Consider the following 22676-nt stretch of genomic DNA (forward strand, 5'->3'; position numbering starts at 1 on the left):
CCGTCTAAGGGTTGACGGTAGTGTCGCGAGTTTGGTGGAAATTCGAGGACGGCGTAATCTCCGGGTGCATCGAAGCCACCCAACCGGCGGCTGGAACCGCCAAGGAGATCACGCCATGACAAAGAATACAGCAACATCGACATCCGCGCTACTGGCCAATGAAGCAGGCTATGACCCGATTGAAGACCGGCTGCGCCAGAACATCCGCGCGACGATCGAGGCGGTTTTCGAAGAGGAGCTGGAGCAGTTTCTGGGCCGTTGCCGGTATGGCCGCAGCGGCGGGGCAAAGGCCGGATACCGCCACGGGCATCGCGAGCGGCAACTGGTCGGAACATTTGGAACCGAAACGGTGCGCGTGCCGCGTGCGCGGATCACAGGCGAGGCCGGCAAGGCCAGAGAATGGCGCTCGAAGGCATTGCCCCGCTACCAGCGGCTGACGAAGAAGGCCGAGGCGCTGATCGCTGCTGTCTACCTTTCGGGCACCAACACACGGCGGGTAAAACGCGCCCTGTTCGGCCTGTTTCAGGGGGCGGTCAGCAAGGATGTGGTGAGCCGCGCCTGGCGCAAGGTGAAGGTGGACTGGCAGGCGTGGTGCGCCCGCAGCCTTGCGGATGAAGACATCGTGCGGCTGATCCTGGACGGCACCGTGATCAAAACGCGGATTGACAGGAAGGCCACCAATATCTCGGTTCTGGCCGCGATTGGCGTGCGCCGGGATGGGCAGAAGGTCTTGTTATCACTGATGAACATGGGCGGCGAAAGCACCTCCGCCTGGCGTCAGTTCATCAACGATCTGGATGCGCGCGGGTTGAAACGGCCCGAATTTGTCATCGTGGACGGGGCACCGGGACTTGAGGTCGCTCTCATTGCCCTCTGGGGTGAAGATCTGCCGATCCAGAGGTGCACGGTGCACAAGCACCGCAACCTTCTGGCCAAGGCACCCAAGCGTATGCATGATGAGTTGACAGAAGATTACCGCGACATGATCTACGCCAAAACACCCGAGGAAATCGCCACCCGCCGCAAGGCATTTCTGCGAAAATGGCGGCTGAAATGCAAGGCCGTCGCTGACAGCTTGGAAGAAGCAGGAGATAAGCTTTTCACCTTCACGCGTCTGCCACAAGGCCAGTGGAAATCGGCCAGAACGACAAATGCGATCGAACGCCTGAACGAGGAATTCCGCCGCCGCATCAAGACCCAGACCGTGCTGCCATGCGCCGAGACCGTGCCGATGCTGCTTTGGGCTCTGATGGCCTCGGGGCAGATCGTCATGCGAAAGGTCGATGGCTGGGAAACGCTCGCTCAGCCCGTCGCCGACGCAACCCTTGACCAAGCCGCCTGACCGGCGCATAACTCAACCCGCTCGGAGGTGCCTGAAATCAATTTCCACCACTTTCGAGACACAACCGGGTTGACCATCTTGACCTTCTAGCCGTTTCTTTTCTGTAAGTTGCTCAATTAGCCTTAAACCAAGTGAAAAAGCTTGCACCGGGTCGATACCATATATCTTCTTTTCGGTGATATAACCTTTAATAGTGACAATGGAGTAATAGTCTTCTGCCCCGCTTTGACTCCCGTCACTGCTTATTGTTGCTTCAATTCCCTGTTTGGATCTGATGCAAAGTTTTATGTTTTCCATACTTTCTGCGGAACCCCCGTGTTTGATCATTTAGATACTAAGGGGAACCTCTGTAAATTCCCGTTTTCGCCTTCTTCGCGGCGGGGTGGACGGTTTTTCGCCTGTCCCGCCTGATTGCTTCGGATCATAAACCCATTTTCACCGGTTTCAAGCCGGTTTTGGGTATTTCAGGCACACCTCACCCCATGAACCCTTATCCCGGCGCCGCCAGGCCGCATTCGAACTGGACGAAGCGCTTCATGTTGTAGACCAGGTTCATCATCCCGATGCGAAATCGCGCCCGCTTCAGGCCGATGGAGCGGATCAGCTTGCCGCCCATGGAGCGCTCCTGAAAAGCGAATACATGCTCGACCCGGACCCGCACTTTCGAGCGCCTCCGGTTGGCCTTTTGCTGGCGCTCGCCAAGCGGCTTGCCGCGCCTGCCCTTGTGATGGATATGGCTGTGAAGCCCCCGCTCTTCCAGCTCGCTTTCGATCTTTTGCGAGCGATAGGCGCTGTCGGCCCACAGGTCCGATGAGGTGTTGCTCGCATCAATCAGACCGGCAAGCGCCTGGCTGTCATGCACGGCGGCATCGGTGACATCATAAGCGCGGATGAATTTGTGCCGCCGGTCGACATTGATGTGGTTCTTGTAGCCGTAATAGCTCTTGCCGTGCTTCTTCGTCCAGCGCGCATCCACGTCCTTCTGGCGCTTCTTGTGGGGTTTTTCCTCCCACTCTTCAGGCGTTTCGCCCGCCTTGATTTTCTCGTTCTCGTCCCTTTTGTTGTGCTGGCGCGGCGCCGGAACGATGCTCGCATCAACAATCTGCCCGCCCATCGCCAGATAGCCCTTTTCGCGCAGAAAGGCATCGAACTTGTCAAACAGCTCCTTCATCTTCCCGGCCCCGGCCAGCCTTTCACGGTAGGCCCAGATGGTCTTGGCGTCAGGTACGCTGTCTTCAATGCCAAGGCCGAGAAACCGCATGAACGACAGGCGGTCGCGGATCTGATACTCGATCTGATCGTCAGAGAGGTTGTAGAGCTGCTGCAAAACCATCGTCTTGAATATCAGCACCTCATCCCAAGGCGGGCGGCCAGCGTTGGATTTGCGCTGTTCGGGCGGCGTGCGCCATATGGCCTTCAGCTCGTCCCGGTAATCCTCGAACGGCACCATGTCGTTGAGCAACACCAGCGGATCACCAGATTTGTCCAGTCCCGCGTATCGGCTGGAAAGATCAAAAAATCCCATCTGACCCATGACAAAACCCCGTCGGTCGAATCATTTTCATCCTGATGACGATTCTACCCCGTCAGGCCGGATTTTGGGGGATTTTTAGAGGTTCCCTAAGGATGAGTCTTGAGGGAACCTCTGTAAATTCCCGTTTTCGCCTTCTTCGCGGCGGGGTGGACGGTTTTTCGCCTGTCCCGCCTGATTGCTTCGGATCATAAACCCATTTTCACCGGTTTCAAGCCGGTTTTGGGTATTTCAGGCACACCTCACCCCATGAACCCTTATCCCGGCGCCGCCAGGCCGCATTCGAACTGGACGAAGCGCTTCATGTTGTAGACCAGGTTCATCATCCCGATGCGAAATCGCGCCCGCTTCAGGCCGATGGAGCGGATCAGCTTGCCGCCCATGGAGCGCTCCTGAAAAGCGAATACATGCTCGACCCGGACCCGCACTTTCGAGCGCCTCCGGTTGGCCTTTTGCTGGCGCTCGCCAAGCGGCTTGCCGCGCCTGCCCTTGTGATGGATATGGCTGTGAAGCCCCCGCTCTTCCAGCTCGCTTTCGATCTTTTGCGAGCGATAGGCGCTGTCGGCCCACAGGTCCGATGAGGTGTTGCTCGCATCAATCAGACCGGCAAGCGCCTGGCTGTCATGCACGGCGGCATCGGTGACATCATAAGCGCGGATGAATTTGTGCCGCCGGTCGACATTGATGTGGTTCTTGTAGCCGTAATAGCTCTTGCCGTGCTTCTTCGTCCAGCGCGCATCCACGTCCTTCTGGCGCTTCTTGTGGGGTTTTTCCTCCCACTCTTCAGGCGTTTCGCCCGCCTTGATTTTCTCGTTCTCGTCCCTTTTGTTGTGCTGGCGCGGCGCCGGAACGATGCTCGCATCAACAATCTGCCCGCCCATCGCCAGATAGCCCTTTTCGCGCAGAAAGGCATCGAACTTGTCAAACAGCTCCTTCATCTTCCCGGCCCCGGCCAGCCTTTCACGGTAGGCCCAGATGGTCTTGGCGTCAGGTACGCTGTCTTCAATGCCAAGGCCGAGAAACCGCATGAACGACAGGCGGTCGCGGATCTGATACTCGATCTGATCGTCAGAGAGGTTGTAGAGCTGCTGCAAAACCATCGTCTTGAATATCAGCACCTCATCCCAAGGCGGGCGGCCAGCGTTGGATTTGCGCTGTTCGGGCGGCGTGCGCCATATGGCCTTCAGCTCGTCCCGGTAATCCTCGAACGGCACCATGTCGTTGAGCAACACCAGCGGATCACCAGATTTGTCCAGTCCCGCGTATCGGCTGGAAAGATCAAAAAATCCCATCTGACCCATGACAAAACCCCGTCGGTCGAATCATTTTCATCCTGATGACGATTCTACCCCGTCAGGCCGGATTTTGGGGGATTTTTAGAGGTTCCCTTCAGTTGCGGATACAGCGTTTCCAGCGGTTTGCGCACCTTGGCTTCGATATTGGCGGGGAATTTCACGCCATAGCTTTCGCCGCCGCCAAACAGCAGGCGGCCATCTTCGGACATGCGGTAATAGTTCAGAACGAATTTGCTGTCGTAGACACAGACATCGCGCGAAAGCACCTGTTTTGCCCGATCCCCCAGCGGTTCGGTGGCGACCATGTAATTGTTGATCGGCATCACACGGGCAGCGGTTTTACGGGCCAGATTGTTGGAATAACCGTTGCAGGCCAGCACAACATGTTCGGCGATAACGCGGCCGCGTTCGGTTTGCACCGTTGTTTTCGCGCCCTCGCGGATGCTGTGGACGTAAGCGCCCTCGTAAATCTGTGCACTGGCGGCCACGGCGGCGCGGGCTAGTCCAATGGCGTAGCGCAAGGGGTGCAGGTGCCCTGCAGTCTTATCCAGTATGCCACCGGCATAGGCGGGGTTGCCGATCAGGGCTTCCATATCAGCACTGCTTAACAGCTCTGTGCGGTCATGATCATAATGTTTTATAAGATAATCACGTTTGCGGGCGGCGTATTCGGCCTCTTTTGCAGTGTAGTAGGCTTCGACATGACCAGGACGATAATTGGCTTCGGGGGCATGTTTGGCGACCAGCTTGCGAGTGATGTCGATCGAGGCATCGGCAATGTCCCAAAGATTGCGCGCATCCTCTTTCCCCAGCTTCTTCTCGAGCCACTCCTGCTCCATGTTGTGACCCGAGCCGACCTGACCGCCATTGCGCCCCGAGGCGCCAAAACCAACACGCTGCGCTTCGAGCAGCACAACGGAGTAGCCTTCTTCGGCCAGATGCAAGGCGGTGGACAGGCCGGTATAACCGCCACCAACCACGCAGACATCGGCGGTAACTTCGCCTTTCAGGTCCGGAAAAGGATCAAGCGGCGTGGCGGTGGCAGCATACCAGCTTTCGGGATACTTACCGCGTTTATCGTTTGAGTAGATCAGGTTCATACGTTCAACAGGAGGTGTTCCCGCTCCCATGGTGAGATGACTTGCAGGAATTCGTTGATCTCGGCCCGTTTCACGATCCGGTAGACGCGGCAGAAACGCGGGCCAAGAACCTCGTGCATATCCGTGGCCGCTTCGAACACTTCTAGCGCCGAATGCAGATCGCGCGGGATTGCCTCTTCACGCTCGGAGGCGTCGCCTTTGACAGAAGCATCCGGGCGCTTGCCCTCGATCAGGCCCAGATAGCCGCAGGCCAGCGAGGCTGCGATACCCAGATAAGGGTTGCAATCCATTCCCGCCAGCCGGTTTTCCACGCGACGGCTTTTAGGGCCGCCCAGCGGGATACGGATACCAGCGGTGCGGTTGTCGCGCGCCCATTCCAGATTGATCGGCGCGGACTGGTCCTTCACATAGCGCCGGAAGCTGTTCACATAGGGGGCCAGCAGCGGGATGACAGATGGCAGGTGGTCCTGCATTCCGGCGATGAAGTGGAAGAACGCATCGGTTTCGCCGCCCTGAGGGCCGGAAAAGATGTTGTTGCCGTCCTGATCCAGCACCGAATGGTGGATGTGCATGGCTGATCCCGGTTCGCCTTCGATCGGTTTAGCCATGAAGGTGGCAAAACAGTCATGGCGCAGGGCGGCCTCGCGGATCAGGCGTTTGAAGTAGAAGACCTCGTCGGCCAATTTCACTGGGTCGCCGTGTTGCAGGTTGATTTCCACCTGACCGGCGCCGCCTTCCTGGGTGATGCCGTCGATTTCCAGTCCCTGCGCTTCGGCGAAATCATAGATGTCGTCGATCACTGGGCCGTATTCGTCCACGGCGGACATGGAATAGGCCTGACGGCCAGCCGCGCGGCGACCGGTGCGGCCCATCGGCGGTTCAATCGGTTTGGTCGGGTCGGTGTTGCGGGCGACCAGATAGAATTCCAGTTCCGGGGCCACGACCGGCGTCCAGCCCTTTTTGCGGTAAAGTTCCACCACCCGTTTCAGAACGTTGCGCGGGGAAACCTGAATGGGTTTGCCTTCACGGTTGGTCAAATCATGGATGATCTGAAGGGTCCAGTCGCCGGTCCACGGCGCGGCGGCGGCAGTGGAAAAATCTGGCTTCAGGATCATATCGGGTTCGGTATAGCCCTTTTCCTCGTTCTCGGCCTCGTCCGCATAGCCGCCGGTGATTGTTTGATAAAAGATCGAGTTGGGCAGGTAGGAATGCTTGGTCTTGGCGAATTTGGTTGCGGGCATGGCCTTGCCGCGGGCGATGCCGGGCAGGTCCGATATAATGCACTCTACCTCGTCCAGACGGTGCCCCTCCAGATAGGCGCGCGCCGCTTCGGGCAGTTTGTCTTTCCAGTCGGCCATCACTTTGCCTTTCGCGGTTGTTTGAAAAAAGTGGCGATTTCATCGGCCAGCTTGGCGGAATCATTGTCAGTCTTGGCATGTTCCAGCGCCTGATCCATCATTGCGTCGTCATTGATTTCAGGGTTGCGGCGCAGGGTGATATATTCGGAAATTACCGGATTGGTAAATTCGGGGTGCGGCTGGATGGTGTAGGCGCGGTCGTCGTAAACCAGACCGGCGTACTTACAAAAATCGCTGCTGGCGATGACTTTGGCATCCTTTGGCACCTGCATTACCTGATCCTGATGCCACGCATTCAGGGCAATATCGCCATGATCATCAAACTTGTATTCGTGGCGGCCAACCGCCCAGCCCTTGTCGAACTTTTCAACCTTGCCACCCAATGCCTGCGCGATCAGCTGGTGGCCAAAACAGATGCCCACCATCGGGATGTGTTCGGCATACGCCTTGCGTATGAAATCCTCGAGCGGAGGGATAAAGGGGTGATCCTCGTAGGCACCGTGGGGGGAACCGGACAGCAACCAGCCATCGGCGTCATGCACATCCTTGGGGAAATCCATGTCGACCACATAATAGGTGTCGAAGGTAAAGCCATAGCCATCCAGCAGGGTTTTAAACCACTGGGCATAATCCCCGTGGGTATCTGCAACCTGCTCTAAAGCATGGCCGCATATCAGAAGTCCGATTTTCATTAATCACCAGTGATTGTTTGCCCCATTGCTAGCCGAGGGATTGCATTCGGGCAAGGGTGTTTCCGGCGATCAATACCAAGTTGCTGGAAGGCTGGCAGGATATGGCTAGACCGTTTCCAGATAAAGCGCGGTTTGTTGTGTCTGGCTCAGGTCGGTGATTTTGGCCCGCTCCTGATGCTTGGTCAGCACCATATTGCGGATCAACTCGTCCGGAAAAATCCGCCGGATCATGTCGGATGTGCCGAACATCTCGATCGCTGTGTGCCAGTCCGTCGGCAGTTGCGGCAGGTCCAGTTCATAGGCATTGCCGGTGATCGGGGCGGGGGGCATGTGGCCGTCCTCGATCCCGACCAATGCGGCGCCCAGCACCACGGCCAGCATCAGATAGGGGTTGATGTCGCCCCCTGTCACGCGGTGTTCAATGCGACGGGCCGCAGGGGCGCCCCCGGGGATGCGGATGGCGGCGGTGCGATTTTCATGTGCCCATGAAATGCCGGTGGGGGCATGGGCGCCGGGCACCATGCGGGCATAGGAATTGGCGTGCGGGGCAAAGATCAGGGTGCTGTCGGCCATCGCCTCAAGGCAGCCCGCAACCGCGTGGTGCAATTCGGGGGTGCCGTTTGGTCCGCCATCGTCAAAGATATTGCGCCCCGCATCATCGACCACCGAGAAATGCACATGCATCCCGTTGCCCGCATCCGCGGCAAAGGGTTTGGCCATAAACGTCGCCGCCATCCCGTGTTTACGGGCCATACCGCGCACCAGTGTTTTGAACAGCCACGCATCATCGGCGGCCTTCATCGCATCGCCATGGTTCAGGTTGATTTCAAACTGCCCCGCGCCGGATTCCGAAATGGCAGCCTGTGCGGGAATGTCCATTGCCTCGGCGGCGGCATAAAGATCGGTAAAGAACGCATCAAAGGCATCCAGTGCGTCCAGCGACAGGATATCGGCCTTGTGCATCGGTTTGCCGGTCAGGGGCGAATGGGCCGGCGCAATGGTTTCGCCGCTGTCGTCCACCAGATAGAATTCCAGCTCGGTTGCGGCAATCACCTGCCAGCCGCGGGCAGCATATCGGTTCAGGACCTCTTGCAGGGCGTGGCGCGGATCGCCCAGAAACGGGGTGCCATCGTCATGGTGCAGCACCATCGGATGTAATTCGCTGGGTGTGGCCAGCCACGGCATCGGCACAGGCCCACGGCCGGTTGGGTGCAGGATGCCATCGGCATCGCCCGATTCAAAAACCAGCGGGCTATCGGCAATATCCTCTCCCCAGATGTCGACGTTCAGTACCGAAAACGGCAGTCGTACCGCGCCCTTGTCCAGCTTTCTGGCATAAGAGGCCGGCACGCGTTTGCCACGCATCACCCCGTTCAGATCAACAGCGGCGACGCGGATGGTTTCGGGATGTTTGGACATGGTTGCACCTTATCGGATCATTTGTGGGCGTATCCGCAATTTGCGGCGTTTTTCCTGTGGTAAATGGCGGTTTAGATGTTTGTTAACCATGCCGTAAAAGAAGATCACCGTCATGGTCAGCATGATGAAATACATCGCCAGAATGGGATAGGGGATAAACGGATTGAAGGTTTTATCCGCGAAATAGCTGGCGTAATAGAGCGCATCGCCCTTTTGCCCCCAGGCCGGAAAGCTGGCAAAATAAACCAGCGTGGTGGCGTGGAACATAAAGATCGCCTCGTTGGTGTAGGCGGGCCAGGCCAGCCGCAGCATGGTGGGCCAGATCACCCGCCTAAAACGGGTCCAGCCAGACAGACCATAGGCATCGGCGGCCTCGATATCGCCCTTGGGGATTGATTTCAGTGCGCCGTAGAAAATCTCGCCAGCATAGGCGGATGTGTTCAGGATCAGCACAATCAGCGCGCCCATCCATGCGCGGGTCAGCCAGCGGGTTTCAACGGTGATTTCGGTAAAGCCAAGGTTGATGTCCCAGCCCATTTTCGGCAGCAGAACGAAGGCCTCGTAAAACAGGAAAAACTGGATGAACAGGGGTGATCCGCGAAAGATAAAGATGAACCATTCCGCCGGTTTGCGGATGAACCAGACACGGCTGCTTTTGGCCACCCCGACAACCGTTGACAGGAAAAACCCGAACAACAGGGCCAGCACCGCGAAATAGATGTTCCAAAGCAAGCCCGAACCAATCAGGGTAAACTGTTCGCACAGGGTAAAATCGGATTTTGGCAACAGGCGTTCGCCGATACCGATGGACCGCAACCCGTAATCCTGAATGGTCTGCAGACAACTGTTCATGACATGCCCCCCATCGTGGCCTGACCCCGGGTCAGGCGGTGCATCAGGCGACCCAGTATGATTTCGCTAATACGGGTCAGAAGCAGATAGAACACCAGCAGGCCAAGGAAATAGTAAAGCCGCCAGTCGGGATGCGGATAGGCAAAGATCTGGGTTTTCGAGCCACCCAGTTCGCGTGCCCAGTAAACGATGTCTTTCAGACCCAGCAGGAACAGCAGCGGTGTTGCCTTGATCAGGATCATCCACAGGTTCGACAGGCCGGGCAGGGCATATACCCACATTTGCGGCACCAGTATGCGCCAGAATGTCTGGCGGCGGGACATGCCGTAGGCTTCGGCTGTTTCCAGCTGACCGTGGGGAACGGCGCGCATGGCGCCATACAGGACGTTGGCGGCAAAGGCGCCAAAGATAATGGCAAAGGTGACAACAGCCAAACTGAAGGAATAGGTTTCATGCACCCATGCAGCCGCCGAGGAAAGCGGCATTTTGGCCTGTGGACAGACTACGAAATCATTGCCCTGACGGATCGGCATGTCCCAGTCGGGGCATTTGATTTTATGGCGGATATATTCGATGCCCTGATCCAGTGCGATCACGAAGAACAGGAAAAACGCAATGTCCGGCACCCCGCGTACAATCGCGGTATAGCCTTTGCCAAACCAGCGCAGCGGCAAGAAATGCGAACGCGCCGCCATAGCCCCGCCAAAGCCGAACATCAGCGCGACAGGGGCAGTGACCAGCAACAGCGCCATCACCAACCCGAACGAGCCATAGAACGCCATCTGTTTGCCTGTTGTCAGATAACAGGCAAGCCATTCCAGCCCCTCAAGGGTTTTTGGTTCTGCGCAGAAGGAAAACATATTTCAAAACGGGCAGGGCCAAAACCGGCCCCGCCCTTGTCCATAATGGTCAGGTCTTATTCAAAAACGGCGGCGTCTTCACCGAACCATTTTTTGATCATGGCGTTCAGGGTGCCATCAGCCTTCATCGAAGCGATGGCCGCATCCATTTTGCCTTTCAGCTCGGCATCGGATTCGCGCACGCCCATGCCGACACCGGCACCAATGATCACGTCTTCGCCAACGAATTTCAGATCGCCATTGCTTTCGGCAACGATCGGCGCAAGGAAATCCTTGTCGGCCAGAACCGCATCGGCTTCGCCGTTACGCACAGCGGCGATGGTTTCGTCAGCCGTGGCAAATTCAACCAGTGTCGCGCCCGAGTTGGCGACATAACCGGCCTGAATGGTGGCTGTTTGTGCGGCAATTACGCCACCCTTCAGATCAACACCGTCAGCCATTGCAACATAGGCTGAAGGCGATCCTGGAATGTATTCTTGAGTAAAGTCAATGACTTCGTCGCGTTCCGGTGTGATCGACATGCCTGCGATGATGGTATCGTAGTTGCCTGACACAAGGTTCGGGATGATGCTGTCCCAATCGTTCGTCACCCACTCACAGGTCAGTTCGGCGCGCTTGCACAGCTCGTCGCCCAATTCACGCTCGAACCCGTCAACTTCGCCAGCGTCGTTGATGAAGTTATACGGAGGGTAGGCGCCCTCGGTGCCCATGCGCACAGTGTCGGCCATCGCAAAGCTGGCGGAAAAGGCCAGAGCGGCCGTTGCTAGAATTAGTTTCTTCATATTGGTATCTCCCTAGGTTATCTTGATGGTTCTAGTTGTAACCGCCAAAGCGGTCGGATGTAAAACGCCGTTTAGTCCGACACGGTGGCGCTAAGAAATTGTTGCAGGCGTTCGGATTTCGGATTGCCGAACAATTCGGCGGGTGACCCCTGTTCCTCGATCTTGCCCAGATGCAGGAAAATCACGTGATCCGATACATCCGCCGCAAGGCGCATGTCATGGGTGACCAGCAGCATCGTGCGCCCTTCGTTGGCCAGATCCTTGATCACCTTGACCACTTCCTGTTCCAGTTCGGGGTCCAGTGCCGATGTAGGTTCGTCAAATAACAACGCTTCCGGTTCCATCGCCAATGCGCGGGCGATGGCGGCGCGTTGTTGCTGGCCACCGGACAATTGTGCGGGCCAGGCATCGCATTTGTCGCCGATGCCCACCTTGTCCAGATATTTGCGGGCCGAAGCTTCGGCTTCGGTCTTGTCCCGGCCCAGAACGGTGACGGGGGCCTCCATCACGTTTTGCAGAATGGACATATGGGACCACAGGTTGAACTGTTGAAACACCATCGACAGATTGGTGCGCATCCGGATGATTTGGTGCTTTTCGGCGGGATGGCGATGCAGCCCCTTGCCACGCCATGTCACAGGTTCGCCTTTGAACAGGATGTCGCCCTGCTGGCTGTCCTCAAGCAGATTGGCGCAGCGCAGGATGGTGGATTTCCCGGAACCGGATGAGCCGATCAACGACACAACATCACCGGCTTTGGCGGTGATATCGACACCTTTGATGACTTCCAGATCGCCATAGCTTTTGTGAAGGCCGCGGATTTCGATTACCGGTGGATTGGTTTCTGACACGTTCAAAGCCGTTTGTTATTTCCCGTCAAAGCAATAGGGCGGGAAACGGGTGTAAATGCAACGGTAAAGTAGTGGTTGGTTGCATTTTCGTGACGTCTGTTTGTGATGTTACGCTGTTTTCACGCCCTGGTGGTGGTGATTCAGCGCGTGTCCACACGTTGCCGTGCTTTGGCCCTGTCCATATCATTCACACCCAGCAAATCCGACACCAGCCGCAATACGGCATCTTCGTTTTCATCACGCGCCCCGTCTGTTAGCGCCACTTCCCAAAGGGATTCGATAACCGCAATCCGGCTTTCGTAAGGCACCGCATCCTTGATCGCGCGGGTGAAACGCACCGTATCAGGGGCTTCTGTTTCAAGAACCTCGCATTGCTGGCGCAATTCGGCGGCTTCTGCCGGTGTCAAATCATAACGATTGGACAGGATCTGGTCGATCTTGGCCACTTCTGATGCATCGTAATTATTATCCGAACGGGCCACGCGCACCAAAAGCGCCCCTAGCGCAAGGCGGGCATCGGTGTTCGTAAGCGGAACAGGAGCGGGGGCTGTAAGCCGTTTTAGAAATTCGCCAAACATGCGGGTAGATATAGGCAGGCAAACCGGAAATGCCAATCACAAAGCGGCGCGGTTATTCGTCATATCCTTCAACGATCACCAGATTACCCTCGGATACCGGGTAGTGTCGCGAGTTTGGTGGAAATTCGAGGACGGCGTAATCTCCGGGTGCATCGAAGCCACCCAACCGGCGGCTGGAACCGCCAAGGAGATCACGCCATGACAAAGAATACAGCAACATCGACATCCGCGCTACTGGCCAATGAAGCAGGCTATGACCCGATTGAAGACCGGCTGCGCCAGAACATCCGCGCGACGATCGAGGCGGTTTTCGAAGAGGAGCTGGAGCAGTTTCTGGGCCGTTGCCGGTATGGCCGCAGCGGCGGGGCAAAGGCCGGATACCGCCACGGGCATCGCGAGCGGCAACTGGTCGGAACATTTGGAACCGAAACGGTGCGCGTGCCGCGTGCGCGGATCACAGGCGAGGCCGGCAAGGCCAGAGAATGGCGCTCGAAGGCATTGCCCCGCTACCAGCGGCTGACGAAGAAGGCCGAGGCGCTGATCGCTGCTGTCTACCTTTCGGGCACCAACACACGGCGGGTAAAACGCGCCCTGTTCGGCCTGTTTCAGGGGGCGGTCAGCAAGGATGTGGTGAGCCGCGCCTGGCGCAAGGTGAAGGTGGACTGGCAGGCGTGGTGCGCCCGCAGCCTTGCGGATGAAGACATCGTGCGGCTGATCCTGGACGGCACCGTGATCAAAACGCGGATTGACAGGAAGGCCACCAATATCTCGGTTCTGGCCGCGATTGGCGTGCGCCGGGATGGGCAGAAGGTCTTGTTATCACTGATGAACATGGGCGGCGAAAGCACCTCCGCCTGGCGTCAGTTCATCAACGATCTGGATGCGCGCGGGTTGAAACGGCCCGAATTTGTCATCGTGGACGGGGCACCGGGACTTGAGGTCGCTCTCATTGCCCTCTGGGGTGAAGATCTGCCGATCCAGAGGTGCACGGTGCACAAGCACCGCAACCTTCTGGCCAAGGCACCCAAGCGTATGCATGATGAGTTGACAGAAGATTACCGCGACATGATCTACGCCAAAACACCCGAGGAAATCGCCACCCGCCGCAAGGCATTTCTGCGAAAATGGCGGCTGAAATGCAAGGCCGTCGCTGACAGCTTGGAAGAAGCAGGAGATAAGCTTTTCACCTTCACGCGTCTGCCACAAGGCCAGTGGAAATCGGCCAGAACGACAAATGCGATCGAACGCCTGAACGAGGAATTCCGCCGCCGCATCAAGACCCAGACCGTGCTGCCATGCGCCGAGACCGTGCCGATGCTGCTTTGGGCTCTGATGGCCTCGGGGCAGATCGTCATGCGAAAGGTCGATGGCTGGGAAACGCTCGCTCAGCCCGTCGCCGACGCAACCCTTGACCAAGCCGCCTGACCGGCGCATAACTCAACCCGCTCGGAGGTGCCTGAAATCAATTTTCACCACTTTCGAGACACAACCGATTTCTTTGTGGTTGTCCTGTCTGCACACCAATCCCTGACAAATGTTGATCTGCGGCTGATCCGCTTGCTTAAGGCGCTAAATCAGGACCAGATTGTCGTTTTTGTAAATCGGGTGGACGAGGTTACTGCCTCGGCTGCCGAATTGGAAAAACTGCGTAAACGGGTTATCGGGCAGCTAAGGAGAGAGCTGAACGGTAAAGAGGTGCCAGTCGTTCTGGGGAGTGCTGCATGGGCTGACTATGCGCTGACCGAGAATGATGAATACCTTGATCCAGATGTATTGCAGGATTTCGTTCAGGTTTGCGGCCTGGAGGAGCAGGTTGAAAAAAGTACACCAGAAGATCTGGTGAATGCTGAAATGCGTGCTTCGGCCTATGTGGCTTCCGGTTTGCCAAAACTGGAAGAGGCGATCTCGGATATGATCTATCACAAGGCCGCCTCGACTGATTTGATCGAGGCCGTGACCGACCTTGAAAATCTGTCCCGCCAAACTATTGAGCAAACGCGCGTCCGGATTGATAATCTGATCCGGGAAGATGCCAACGCGGCCCCGATACTTACCCGCGAAGAAAAAGATCAGTTGGTGACATTGGCGCGCGCCCAGATCAAATCTGTGTTCAAATCTCTGAAAGTGAGCGCAGCCGAGGGCTGGGAAGAACTGCAGGCGGATCTGGCATTCACGATTAACGGGTATTCAGACAACTATTACGAGACCATCCTTGCCGAGATCGCCGACCTGAAACGTGGTGAAACATACCAGTGTGACCTTGACCCATTGCGGGAAACCCTAAGGGAACATTACACGTTGGCGTTTGAAGCAATCCGCAACAGTCTGGTTGACGAGATTGTCGTCCTTAATCAATCTTTGGGTGCGGAATTTTGCGAAGAGATACGTGACCATATGAAGGCCGTTCGGGCAAACACCTGGTTTCTGGGGACATTGCTGCCGAAAACCGATGCTTTGTATAGAACCGTCTCGCTGGATTTGACCGCCAGTTGGTTAAACGGGCTGTTAGGCTTCCCGCGGGGTAAAATCCGTCAGGCAGTTGACACTGCGAGTAAGCAGTTCAGGGATATATGTTCGGAAATGGTTGGCAAAGGACGTTCGGATATCGAAACAGCGATTGAGCGCTTGATGGGGGAATATATCGAGGATGTGTCGCAACATCTGGATGTATTTTCCGAGCAGGGTAAAGACGGCAAGGTACATACCAATCAGGAAAACCGCACCCGTAAACGGACAATGCAGCAATCCTCGAATGATTTGGAAACTGCCGAGATGCTGGTGGAAACATTAGTCGAAATCAGATCAATGCTAGAAGCGCCGGGCGGTGACAAATGAAACATTCAGAAATCGAGCAAAAGCAGCTTTCGTTCCTGCAAGATTTTATTAACAAGACAGACCCCGACCTTGGTTCAATTCCAAAAGAAGCGGGTCCTCTACGGCAGCTTGCCCGAAAGCTGTTCAACCGGTTGCGCACACCAGTTAGGTTCATTGTTGCCGGGGAATTCAGTGCGGGGAAATCGACGCTTACAAATATGCTGGTGGGCAAGAATTTAATCCCGACCAGTGTTTTAGCCAGTGAATTACCACCGTTGTTGTTTCGCTATGGTGCCACAACGCAAATTGCCGCCGGCTGGTGGGACCAGAAAAAACTTATACCGGTTAAGGGTGTAGATTTCGATGCAGCAGTAAAGATGGACCCGGATTTTATTTTGGTGACGACACCCAATCCATTCCTGAAGGATATCAATATCTTTGATAGCCCGGGGACAAGTGATCCTCTTAGTGATGACAGCAAGATGCAACATCTTGTCAAAAGCTCCGAGGCGACGATCTGGTGCACGAATGCAGTTCAGGCCTGGCGCGAGAGTGAACGCTATACCTGGTCCAGCCTGCCTGCGATTAACCGTAAGAACAGTATTCTTGCTGTCACCCATACTGATCTGCCAGCAGTCAAACGTGGCATAGACAGGGTTATGGCGCGTGTTCAAAAAGAGGCCGGAGAGTTTTTTAAGACCATTGTACCCGTAGCTGCGCCCAAGGCGTCAAGGGCGGCGCCGGATGGGGTTATACAGGATAAAGAGGCCTGGGCCGAGTATGGCGGCGAGGCAATATTCACAGCGATCAGGGAAATTGCAGAACCAATTCGTGAAAAGAAACTGGCAGATGCAACCGCAATAATCGAGAGCCAGCTTGTTCCATTTTTCGAGGGGTTGAAGCATCGAGATAGTGCGGATGGGGCTGAGGGTAACAGCAAAGCTGCACCAGTAGTTTCCAGCAAAGGCAAGGAAATGTCCGGCGTGGAGCATACTCCTGTTTCCGCAAGTAAGATGTCAAAACAGCCGCTGGAATTAAAGGCAGTTGACGCAAAGGCGCAAACAGAGGTTCCGGAACCCCCGCTTTTGGCGGAGTGGAACAGTAAAACACGGGATCTAATTGCCACCATAGAAAAATCTGACGATCCAGATGTTAGCAAGCTTATTCAATCCAGCTGCGATATTGTGATGGAGATGACGGATACGCTGACTCTGATTGATCCGCAAACCCCGGAAATTGAATGGGTCACTACCCAGTTTCAGGAGGCGTTGGATCAGCTGTTTCTTATGCAACTTGAAACCGGCGAAGAGCCGCTGGAAACAACGACGCTTCTTTTGTTGCAGCTAAGCCGCGATATGGAACAGGCAACCACGCGGGCAAATATATCCCGTGTAAGTTAAGGACAGTTTGGCCAGACGCAAGGGTCAGGACCCTAAGCATATAAATCCTGGTACTGTTCCCGCAGTGCTTTTTTCTGCACTTTCCCCATGGTGTTCCTTGGTAATTCCGAAACGAACAGGATCTTCTGCGGCTGTTTGAAGCGTGCCAGTTTATCGGCCAGAACCCCGCTTATATCGTCCTGTTTCAAACCGGCAGTTTCATTTACGACTACAACAGCCGTAACGGCTTCACCCAGATCGGCATGGGGCAAACCGATCACAGCGGATTCCTTTACGCCGGGCAGGTTGTCGATCTCGATTTCCACTTCTTTGGGGTAAACATTATACCCGCCGGTGATGATCAGATCCTTGGCGCGGCCAACGATGCTGATGCGCCCGTCAGGCTCCATCGTGGCCATATCGCCGGTGATGAAAAACCCGTCATCGCGAAATTCCTCGGCGGTTTTTTCCGGCATCTGCCAATAACCGGCAAACACATTCGGGCCGGTGATTTCCAGTATCCCGACCTCGCCACGTGGTATTTCATGCCCGTTTTCATCCGCCACACGCGCGGTTACGCCGGGCAGGGCATAGCCGACGGTGCCGGCAATCCGAGCACCATCATAGGGGTTCGAGGTGATCATCCCTGCTTCGGTCATGCCGTAACGCTCCAGAATGGTGTGGCCGGACAGGGTTTCAAATTCGGCAAAGGTTTCAGGCAGCAGCTGGGCGGACCCTGAGATGAACAGGCGCATATTGCGGCAAGTTTCTGCGTTAAATGCGGGCGCATCCAGCAGGCGGGTGTAAAAAGTTGGCACCCCCATCAGCACGGTTGAGCGCGGCAGATCGCGAATTATTGCATCTACATCGAACCCGCTGTGAAAGATCACCTTGGAGCCGTTCAGCAACGCACAATGCAGCGCCACAAATAATCCGTGCACATGGAAAATCGGCAGGGCGTGCAGCAGCACATCATCCGGTTGCCATTGCCAGTATTCATGCAGCACTCGCGCGTTCGAGGCCAGATTGTCATGGGTCAGCATCGCCCCCTTTGAACGTCCCGTGGTGCCGGAAGTATAGAGGATTGCCGCCAGATCATTGGGCCTGCAGGGCGCAATTTCAGGGTTTGGAGCGGCCGATTTCATCTGGTCAATCAGGGTGCCGTCGCCGTTTGCATCCAGTGTCAGAATTGCGGTTTTGCTGTCGCAGATGGTGGTGACGCCCGCTTTGGCCTGCGGATCGCAAATCACCACGCGTGGGTTTGCGTCCTGCACGAAATAGGCCACTTCGCGGGTGGTATAGGCGGTGTTTAGCGGGATGAATATGGCACCTGCCCGCAGGCAGGCAAGGTATAGTATCACCGCTTCGGGCGACTTGGCGACCTGTACAATCACGCGGTCACCTTTTGTGACGCCGTTTGCCTTCAGGGTTTGGCACAGGCGGGCGGATTGGTTGTCGAGGTCGGCAAAGGATGTGTTGCCGCGGGCGTGTTCCAGAAAAGGTGCGTTCGGGTCAGAGGGGAAACGGCTGCGGAACAGGTGGTACAGATTGTTGTCGGACATCGGGAATTCCTGCTTGGATATATCCGCAATTTGCGCACAGCTTGCCGCCATGCGCAAATAAAATCCTGTAATCTCTCAATGCTATTCGGCTGGCGAGGGTTGTAAGCTTGGCGATAAAGAATTGTCAGGCATTACCTCTGCGTTTGCTTGCGCCGGTTTCACCCAGCGCAAACGCAGCGCATTGGTCAGCACAAAGACACTGGACAGCGACATCGCCCCCGCCGCCAGCATCGGCGATAGCAGGATGCCGTAAAGCGGATACAGAACACCCGCCGCCACAGGCACCAGCACCACGTTATAGCCGAACGCCCAGAACAGGTTCTGCTTGATGTTGCGCATGGTGCGCTGGCTGATATCAAATGCATTCACCACCCCGTTCAGATCGCCCGACATCAGCACAACATCCGCGGCCTCGATCGCGACATCCGTGCCGGTGCCAATCGCGATGCCCACATCCGCTGTGGCCAGCGCGGGGGCGTCGTTGATGCCGTCGCCGACATAGGCCAGCTTGGTGCCATCTTTGCGCAACTCTTCCAATGCCGCGACTTTACCGTCGGGCAGAACCTCGGCCACCACATGGTCAATGCCCAGTTCGGCGGCTATTGCATTGGCGGTGTCCTGGTTGTCGCCGGTGATCATTGCCACTTTCAGCCCCAGATCGTGCAGCGCCTTGATGGCGGCCGGTGTGGTTGCTTTGATCGGGTCCGACACGGCGATGACCGCCGCTGCCACACCGTCAATCGCGATATAGAGCGGGGTTTTCCCGTCTTTTCCCAAGGCATCGCCCTGCGCCTGAAACCCTTCAAGCGGGATGTTTTCGCGGGTCATCAACCGGTCGGCGCCGATCAGAACCTTTTTGCCGTCTACCGTGGCCTGCACCCCGTATCCGGTGATCGAGGTGAAATCATCCACCATCGGCAAGGTCATGTTTTTGGATTTGGCGGCGCGCACAATTGCTTTGGCAATCGGGTGTTCCGAGGTGCCTTCGACCGCTGCCGCAATGCGCAGCACATCGTCATATACAAACCCTTTGGCAACCGAATAATCCGTCAGTTCCGGGTGGCCTTCGGTCAAGGTGCCGGTTTTGTCCAGCGCCACGATGCGCGCCTCTTGCAGCATTTGCAGCGCGTCGCCTTTGCGAAACAGAACGCCCATCTCGGCGGCCCGTCCGGTGCCCACCATGATCGAGGTCGGTGTGGCCAGACCCATCGCGCAGGGACAGGCGATGATCAGCACGGACACCCCCGCAACCAGCGCAAAGCCCAAGGCGGGATCGGGGCCAAAGATCAGCCAGACCAGCACGGTTAACGTCGCCAGCACCAGCACGATCGGCACAAAGATGGCGGTGATTTTATCGACCAGCCCCTGAATTGGCAGCTTGGCCCCCTGGGCCTGTTCAACCATCTGGATGATCTGTGCCAGCACCGTATCGGCCCCGACATTGGTGGCGCGAAACACCAGCGCGCCTTCACCATTGATGGTGCTGCCGATCACTTCGGCACCTTCGGATTTTTCAACCGGAACCGGCTCGCCTGTGATCATGCTTTCCTCGACGTAGGAATGACCGCTGATTACCTCGCCATCCACCGCGATCTTTTCTCCGGGACGCACATGGATGATGTCGCCCTGCACGATCTGGTCCAGCGGCAGTTCCACCATCTCGCCGCCCCGTTCAACCCGCGCGGTTTTGGCCTGCAAGCCAACCAGTTTGCGGATGGCCTCGCCGGTGCGCCCCTTGGCGCGGGCCTCCAGATACCGGCCCAGCAGGATCAGCACGACGATCACCGCGGCGGCCTCGAAATAGACGTTGGCGGTGCCTTTGGGCAGCAGGTTCGGCAGGAAGGTTGCCACCACCGAAAAGCTGTAGGCGGCGGCCGTGCCAAGCGCGACTAGTGAATTCATTTCCGGCGCGCCTTTCAGCAGAGCGGGGATGCCCAGTTTGTAAAACCGCAAGCCGGGGCCGAACAGCACCAGTGTGGTTAGGGCGAATTGCATGTAGCGGCTGTTTTGATCGCCAATGGTGGCGTTCACCCAGTCGCGCACACCGGGGATGAAATGGCCGCCCATTTCGATGGCAAACACCGGAAAGGCAAGAATTGCCGCGATAATGGTTAGTCGCCCAAGGTGGCTGATTTCTTCGGCCTTGCGCTCGGCCTTGTCGTCAACATCGGACTGTTCACCCGATTTTACCTTGGCGGGGTATCCCGAATCCGTGGCGATTTTGATCAGTGTGGCCACATCGGTGGCCTTGGTGGCATAGCGGATAGTGGCGGTTTCGGTAGCCAGATTGACCGATACGTCCAGCACCCCGTCGCTTTTGGCCAGCGCCCGGTCAACGCGGCCAACGCAGGAGGCACAGGACATGCCTTCGATTTCCAGCGTTACCTCTTGGGTTGCGGCGGGATAGCCAGTGTCAGAAAGCGCCGTAACAAGAGCTTCTGTCGTGGCCGGATCGGAGTAGGTGATCTGCGCTGTTTCGGCGGCTAGATTGACGGTGGCCCTATCTACGCCTTCAACAGCGTTTAATGCCTTTTCGGCACGACCCGAACACGAGGCACAGTTAAGACCGGTAACTTGTAGGGAAAGGGTTTTAAGATCGCTCATAACGTCACCTGTGGAATCATTGTTTCACAGCAGAGATAGGCCTTCCAGTTAGTGGAGGGTCAAGGGCGTTTCAATGTTTCGCCATATTGCAAGCGGGGGGTAAGCTCTATCCGCTGCGGGGCATCGTTGCCCAAAGTTCGCGCCGCAATAATTTCGGCGGCGGCGCGGCCGATTTGATGACGTTCGGCATCCATTGTAGCCAGTTGTTTGGGCAGGCCATTCAACAATTCAACCCCGTTGAACCCCGCCAGCCCGACCTGTCCGGGCACGTCAATACCGTTGGCCAGACAATATAATAACCCGCCAGCGCCGATCATGTCATTGGAATAATATAGAAAATCCAGATCGGGCGAGCGTTTCAGAATTGCCTCGGTCATCTCGCGCCCCTTTACCAGTGCCGAGCCGCCGGAATAGAATTCCTGATCCGCAATCTCGATTCCGGCATCGGTCAAGGCTTCGCTAAATCCTTCGAACCGTTTGCGGGCGCGATGGTCCAGCGGCATGTTGGTGCCCATAAAGCCGATGTTGCGATATCCTTCTGCAATAATCGCCTCGGCCATTTCCCGACCCGCGCGGCGTTGTGACACACCGACGATGGCATCTATCGGGTCACCATCCAGATCCATGATTTCCACAATCGGCACATCGGCATTGCGCATCATGGCACGGGCGGCATTAGTGTGTTCCAGACCGGCGATGATCACACCCGAGGGGCGCCACGACAGCATTTCAAATAGCACGGATTCTTCTTTTTCCGGCAGGTAGTTGGTCACGCCGAACACCGGCTGCAACGGGGTTTCGTCCAGCACTTCGTTAATGCTGGTCAGGACTTCGGGGAACACCATGTTTGAAAGGGACGGAATGATCACCGCCACCAGATTGACCCGCTGGCTGGCCAATGCTCCGGCGATCTTGTTGGGGACATAACCCAGCCGTTTGGCAGCTGCGGTGACTTTCAGGCGGGTGGCATCCGACACATCGCCGCGATTGCGCAAAACTCGGCTGACGGTCATTTCGCTCACGCCCGAGGCCTCGGAGACGTCGCGCAGGGTGAGCGGGCGTTTGGGCGGTGTGGACGGCGATGACACGAATGAATTTCCTGTTATGGCGTTTACACACTTGTTACAGACAAAATTTCGTCTTGTCCAAGGTTGATGTATTGTCTATGATAGCGCTATCAGAATTATCCGGTTCTGTTTCGGCAAAACCGGATAGCAGAAGGGGAGCGGTGGGCCAACAACGCTCCCCTTTTATTTTGCTTACATTTTGAACACACGGTAAATGGCCGGAATGACCAGTACGGTCAGCAGGGTTGATGTGGCCAGCCCGAACAGCAGCGAAATTGCCAGCCCTTGGAAAATCGGGTCAGACAGGATTACGCCCGCACCAATCATGGCGGCCAGTGCCGTTAACAGGATCGGTTTGAAACGGGTGGCCCCGGCGGCAATCAGGATGTCCAGATCAACGCGGCCTTCACCTTCGTTCCTTATGAAATCGACCAGCAGGATCGAGTTTCGCACAATAATCCCCGCCAGCGCTGTCAATGAGCATTTAAAACTGACCCGGTTTCGGCATTTAAATTTGCCCCCCCCTTTGTGGCGCAAAGCCCCCAGTCGGGCCGCCTTCATGTAGCGAGTCCGTCTGGGGGCTTTGCTTG

20 protein-coding genes are annotated in these 22676 nt (G+C 56.5%); 4 read left to right on the forward strand and 16 right to left on the reverse strand.

Annotated elements, in window-relative coordinates:
• Positions 1-115: 115 nt before the first annotated feature.
• Positions 116-1342 (forward strand): IS256 family transposase, encoded by a 1227-nt coding sequence (locus ACQY4M_RS03705; protein WP_428539582.1) that lies wholly within the window; start codon positions 116-118, stop codon positions 1340-1342.
• A gap of 12 nt (positions 1343-1354) precedes the next feature.
• Here ACQY4M_RS03705 and ACQY4M_RS03710 read toward each other — a convergent pair whose 3' ends face one another.
• The 12 genes from ACQY4M_RS03710 to ACQY4M_RS03765 form a co-directional block, all read right to left on the reverse strand.
• On the reverse strand, positions 1355-1639 hold the full coding sequence (locus ACQY4M_RS03710) for a hypothetical protein (protein ID WP_428540976.1): 285 nt from the start codon (positions 1637-1639) through the stop codon (positions 1355-1357).
• A gap of 193 nt (positions 1640-1832) precedes the next feature.
• Entirely contained in the window at positions 1833-2876 is a 1044-nt protein-coding gene (locus ACQY4M_RS03715; protein ID WP_428539227.1) for an IS5 family transposase, read from the reverse strand.
• 254 nt (positions 2877-3130) lie between these two features.
• The gene (locus ACQY4M_RS03720) at positions 3131-4174 is read right to left on the reverse strand and encodes an IS5 family transposase (RefSeq protein ID WP_428539227.1); all 1044 of its coding nucleotides are present in this window, start codon (positions 4172-4174) and stop codon (positions 3131-3133) included.
• Positions 4175-4218: 44 nt separating this feature from the next.
• A complete protein-coding gene (locus ACQY4M_RS03725) occupies positions 4219-5268 on the reverse strand; it encodes an NAD(P)/FAD-dependent oxidoreductase (RefSeq protein WP_428540979.1) in 1050 nt (349 codons plus the stop codon).
• Positions 5265-6626, reverse strand: coding sequence for a glutamine synthetase family protein (locus tag ACQY4M_RS03730; protein WP_428540982.1), 1362 nt, complete (start codon positions 6624-6626; stop codon positions 5265-5267). Before ACQY4M_RS03730 ends, ACQY4M_RS03725 begins: the two co-directional genes overlap by 4 nt.
• A complete protein-coding gene (locus ACQY4M_RS03735; protein ID WP_428540985.1) occupies positions 6626-7318 on the reverse strand; it encodes a type 1 glutamine amidotransferase in 693 nt (230 codons plus the stop codon). Before ACQY4M_RS03735 ends, ACQY4M_RS03730 begins: the two co-directional genes overlap by 1 nt.
• Positions 7319-7423: 105 nt before the next feature.
• On the reverse strand, positions 7424-8737 hold the full coding sequence (locus ACQY4M_RS03740) for a glutamine synthetase family protein (RefSeq protein ID WP_428540988.1): 1314 nt from the start codon (positions 8735-8737) through the stop codon (positions 7424-7426).
• Positions 8738-8746: 9 nt separating this feature from the next.
• Positions 8747-9589: an ABC transporter permease gene (locus ACQY4M_RS03745; RefSeq protein ID WP_428540991.1), complete on the reverse strand. Its 843-nt coding sequence runs from the start codon at positions 9587-9589 to the stop codon at positions 8747-8749.
• Positions 9586-10449 (reverse strand): ABC transporter permease, encoded by an 864-nt coding sequence (locus tag ACQY4M_RS03750; protein WP_428540995.1) that lies wholly within the window; start codon positions 10447-10449, stop codon positions 9586-9588. The genes ACQY4M_RS03745 and ACQY4M_RS03750 overlap by 4 nt, the downstream gene beginning before the upstream one ends.
• Before the next feature lie 56 nt (positions 10450-10505).
• Positions 10506-11231 carry a transporter substrate-binding domain-containing protein gene (locus tag ACQY4M_RS03755; RefSeq protein ID WP_428540998.1) on the reverse strand — a complete coding sequence of 242 codons (726 nt, stop codon included), beginning with the start codon at positions 11229-11231 and terminating at the stop codon, positions 10506-10508.
• 71 nt (positions 11232-11302) lie between these two features.
• The gene (locus ACQY4M_RS03760) at positions 11303-12082 is read right to left on the reverse strand and encodes an ABC transporter ATP-binding protein (RefSeq protein ID WP_428541001.1); all 780 of its coding nucleotides are present in this window, start codon (positions 12080-12082) and stop codon (positions 11303-11305) included.
• 140 nt (positions 12083-12222) lie between these two features.
• Complete coding sequence (locus tag ACQY4M_RS03765) at positions 12223-12660, reverse strand: TerB family tellurite resistance protein (protein WP_428541128.1); 438 nt, start codon at positions 12658-12660, stop codon at positions 12223-12225.
• Between the two features lie 198 nt (positions 12661-12858).
• On the opposite strand from ACQY4M_RS03765, the gene ACQY4M_RS03770 reads away from it, so the two are divergent.
• Genes ACQY4M_RS03770 through ACQY4M_RS03780 form a run of 3 tightly spaced genes read left to right on the forward strand, consistent with a single transcriptional unit; the run spans position 12859 to position 16874 of the window.
• The gene (locus tag ACQY4M_RS03770) at positions 12859-14085 is read left to right on the forward strand and encodes an IS256 family transposase (protein ID WP_428539582.1); all 1227 of its coding nucleotides are present in this window, start codon (positions 12859-12861) and stop codon (positions 14083-14085) included.
• A 27-nt stretch (positions 14086-14112) separates the two neighbouring features.
• Entirely contained in the window at positions 14113-15495 is a 1383-nt protein-coding gene (locus tag ACQY4M_RS03775) for a GTP-binding protein (protein ID WP_428541004.1), read from the forward strand.
• Positions 15492-16874 carry a dynamin family protein gene (locus tag ACQY4M_RS03780; RefSeq protein WP_428541007.1) on the forward strand — a complete coding sequence of 461 codons (1383 nt, stop codon included), beginning with the start codon at positions 15492-15494 and terminating at the stop codon, positions 16872-16874. The genes ACQY4M_RS03775 and ACQY4M_RS03780 overlap by 4 nt, the downstream gene beginning before the upstream one ends.
• Positions 16875-16906: 32 nt before the next feature.
• Here ACQY4M_RS03780 and ACQY4M_RS03785 read toward each other — a convergent pair whose 3' ends face one another.
• The 4 genes from ACQY4M_RS03785 to ACQY4M_RS03800 all read right to left on the reverse strand — a co-directional run bounded on the left by ACQY4M_RS03785 (position 16907) and on the right by ACQY4M_RS03800 (position 22647).
• A complete protein-coding gene (locus ACQY4M_RS03785; RefSeq protein ID WP_428541010.1) occupies positions 16907-18415 on the reverse strand; it encodes a malonate--CoA ligase in 1509 nt (502 codons plus the stop codon).
• Positions 18416-18496: 81 nt separating this feature from the next.
• Positions 18497-21019 carry a heavy metal translocating P-type ATPase gene (locus ACQY4M_RS03790; RefSeq protein ID WP_428541013.1) on the reverse strand — a complete coding sequence of 841 codons (2523 nt, stop codon included), beginning with the start codon at positions 21017-21019 and terminating at the stop codon, positions 18497-18499.
• A 59-nt stretch (positions 21020-21078) separates the two neighbouring features.
• On the reverse strand, positions 21079-22107 hold the full coding sequence (locus ACQY4M_RS03795; RefSeq protein WP_428541016.1) for a LacI family DNA-binding transcriptional regulator: 1029 nt from the start codon (positions 22105-22107) through the stop codon (positions 21079-21081).
• A 171-nt stretch (positions 22108-22278) separates the two neighbouring features.
• Positions 22279-22647 (reverse strand): efflux RND transporter permease subunit, encoded by a 369-nt coding sequence (locus ACQY4M_RS03800; protein WP_428541019.1) that lies wholly within the window; start codon positions 22645-22647, stop codon positions 22279-22281.
• Between the last annotated feature and the right edge of the window lie 29 nt (positions 22648-22676).

The sequence above is a fragment of the Profundibacter sp. genome (genome assembly GCF_965277155.1).
Classification (GTDB): Bacteria; Pseudomonadota; Alphaproteobacteria; order Rhodobacterales; family Rhodobacteraceae; genus Profundibacter.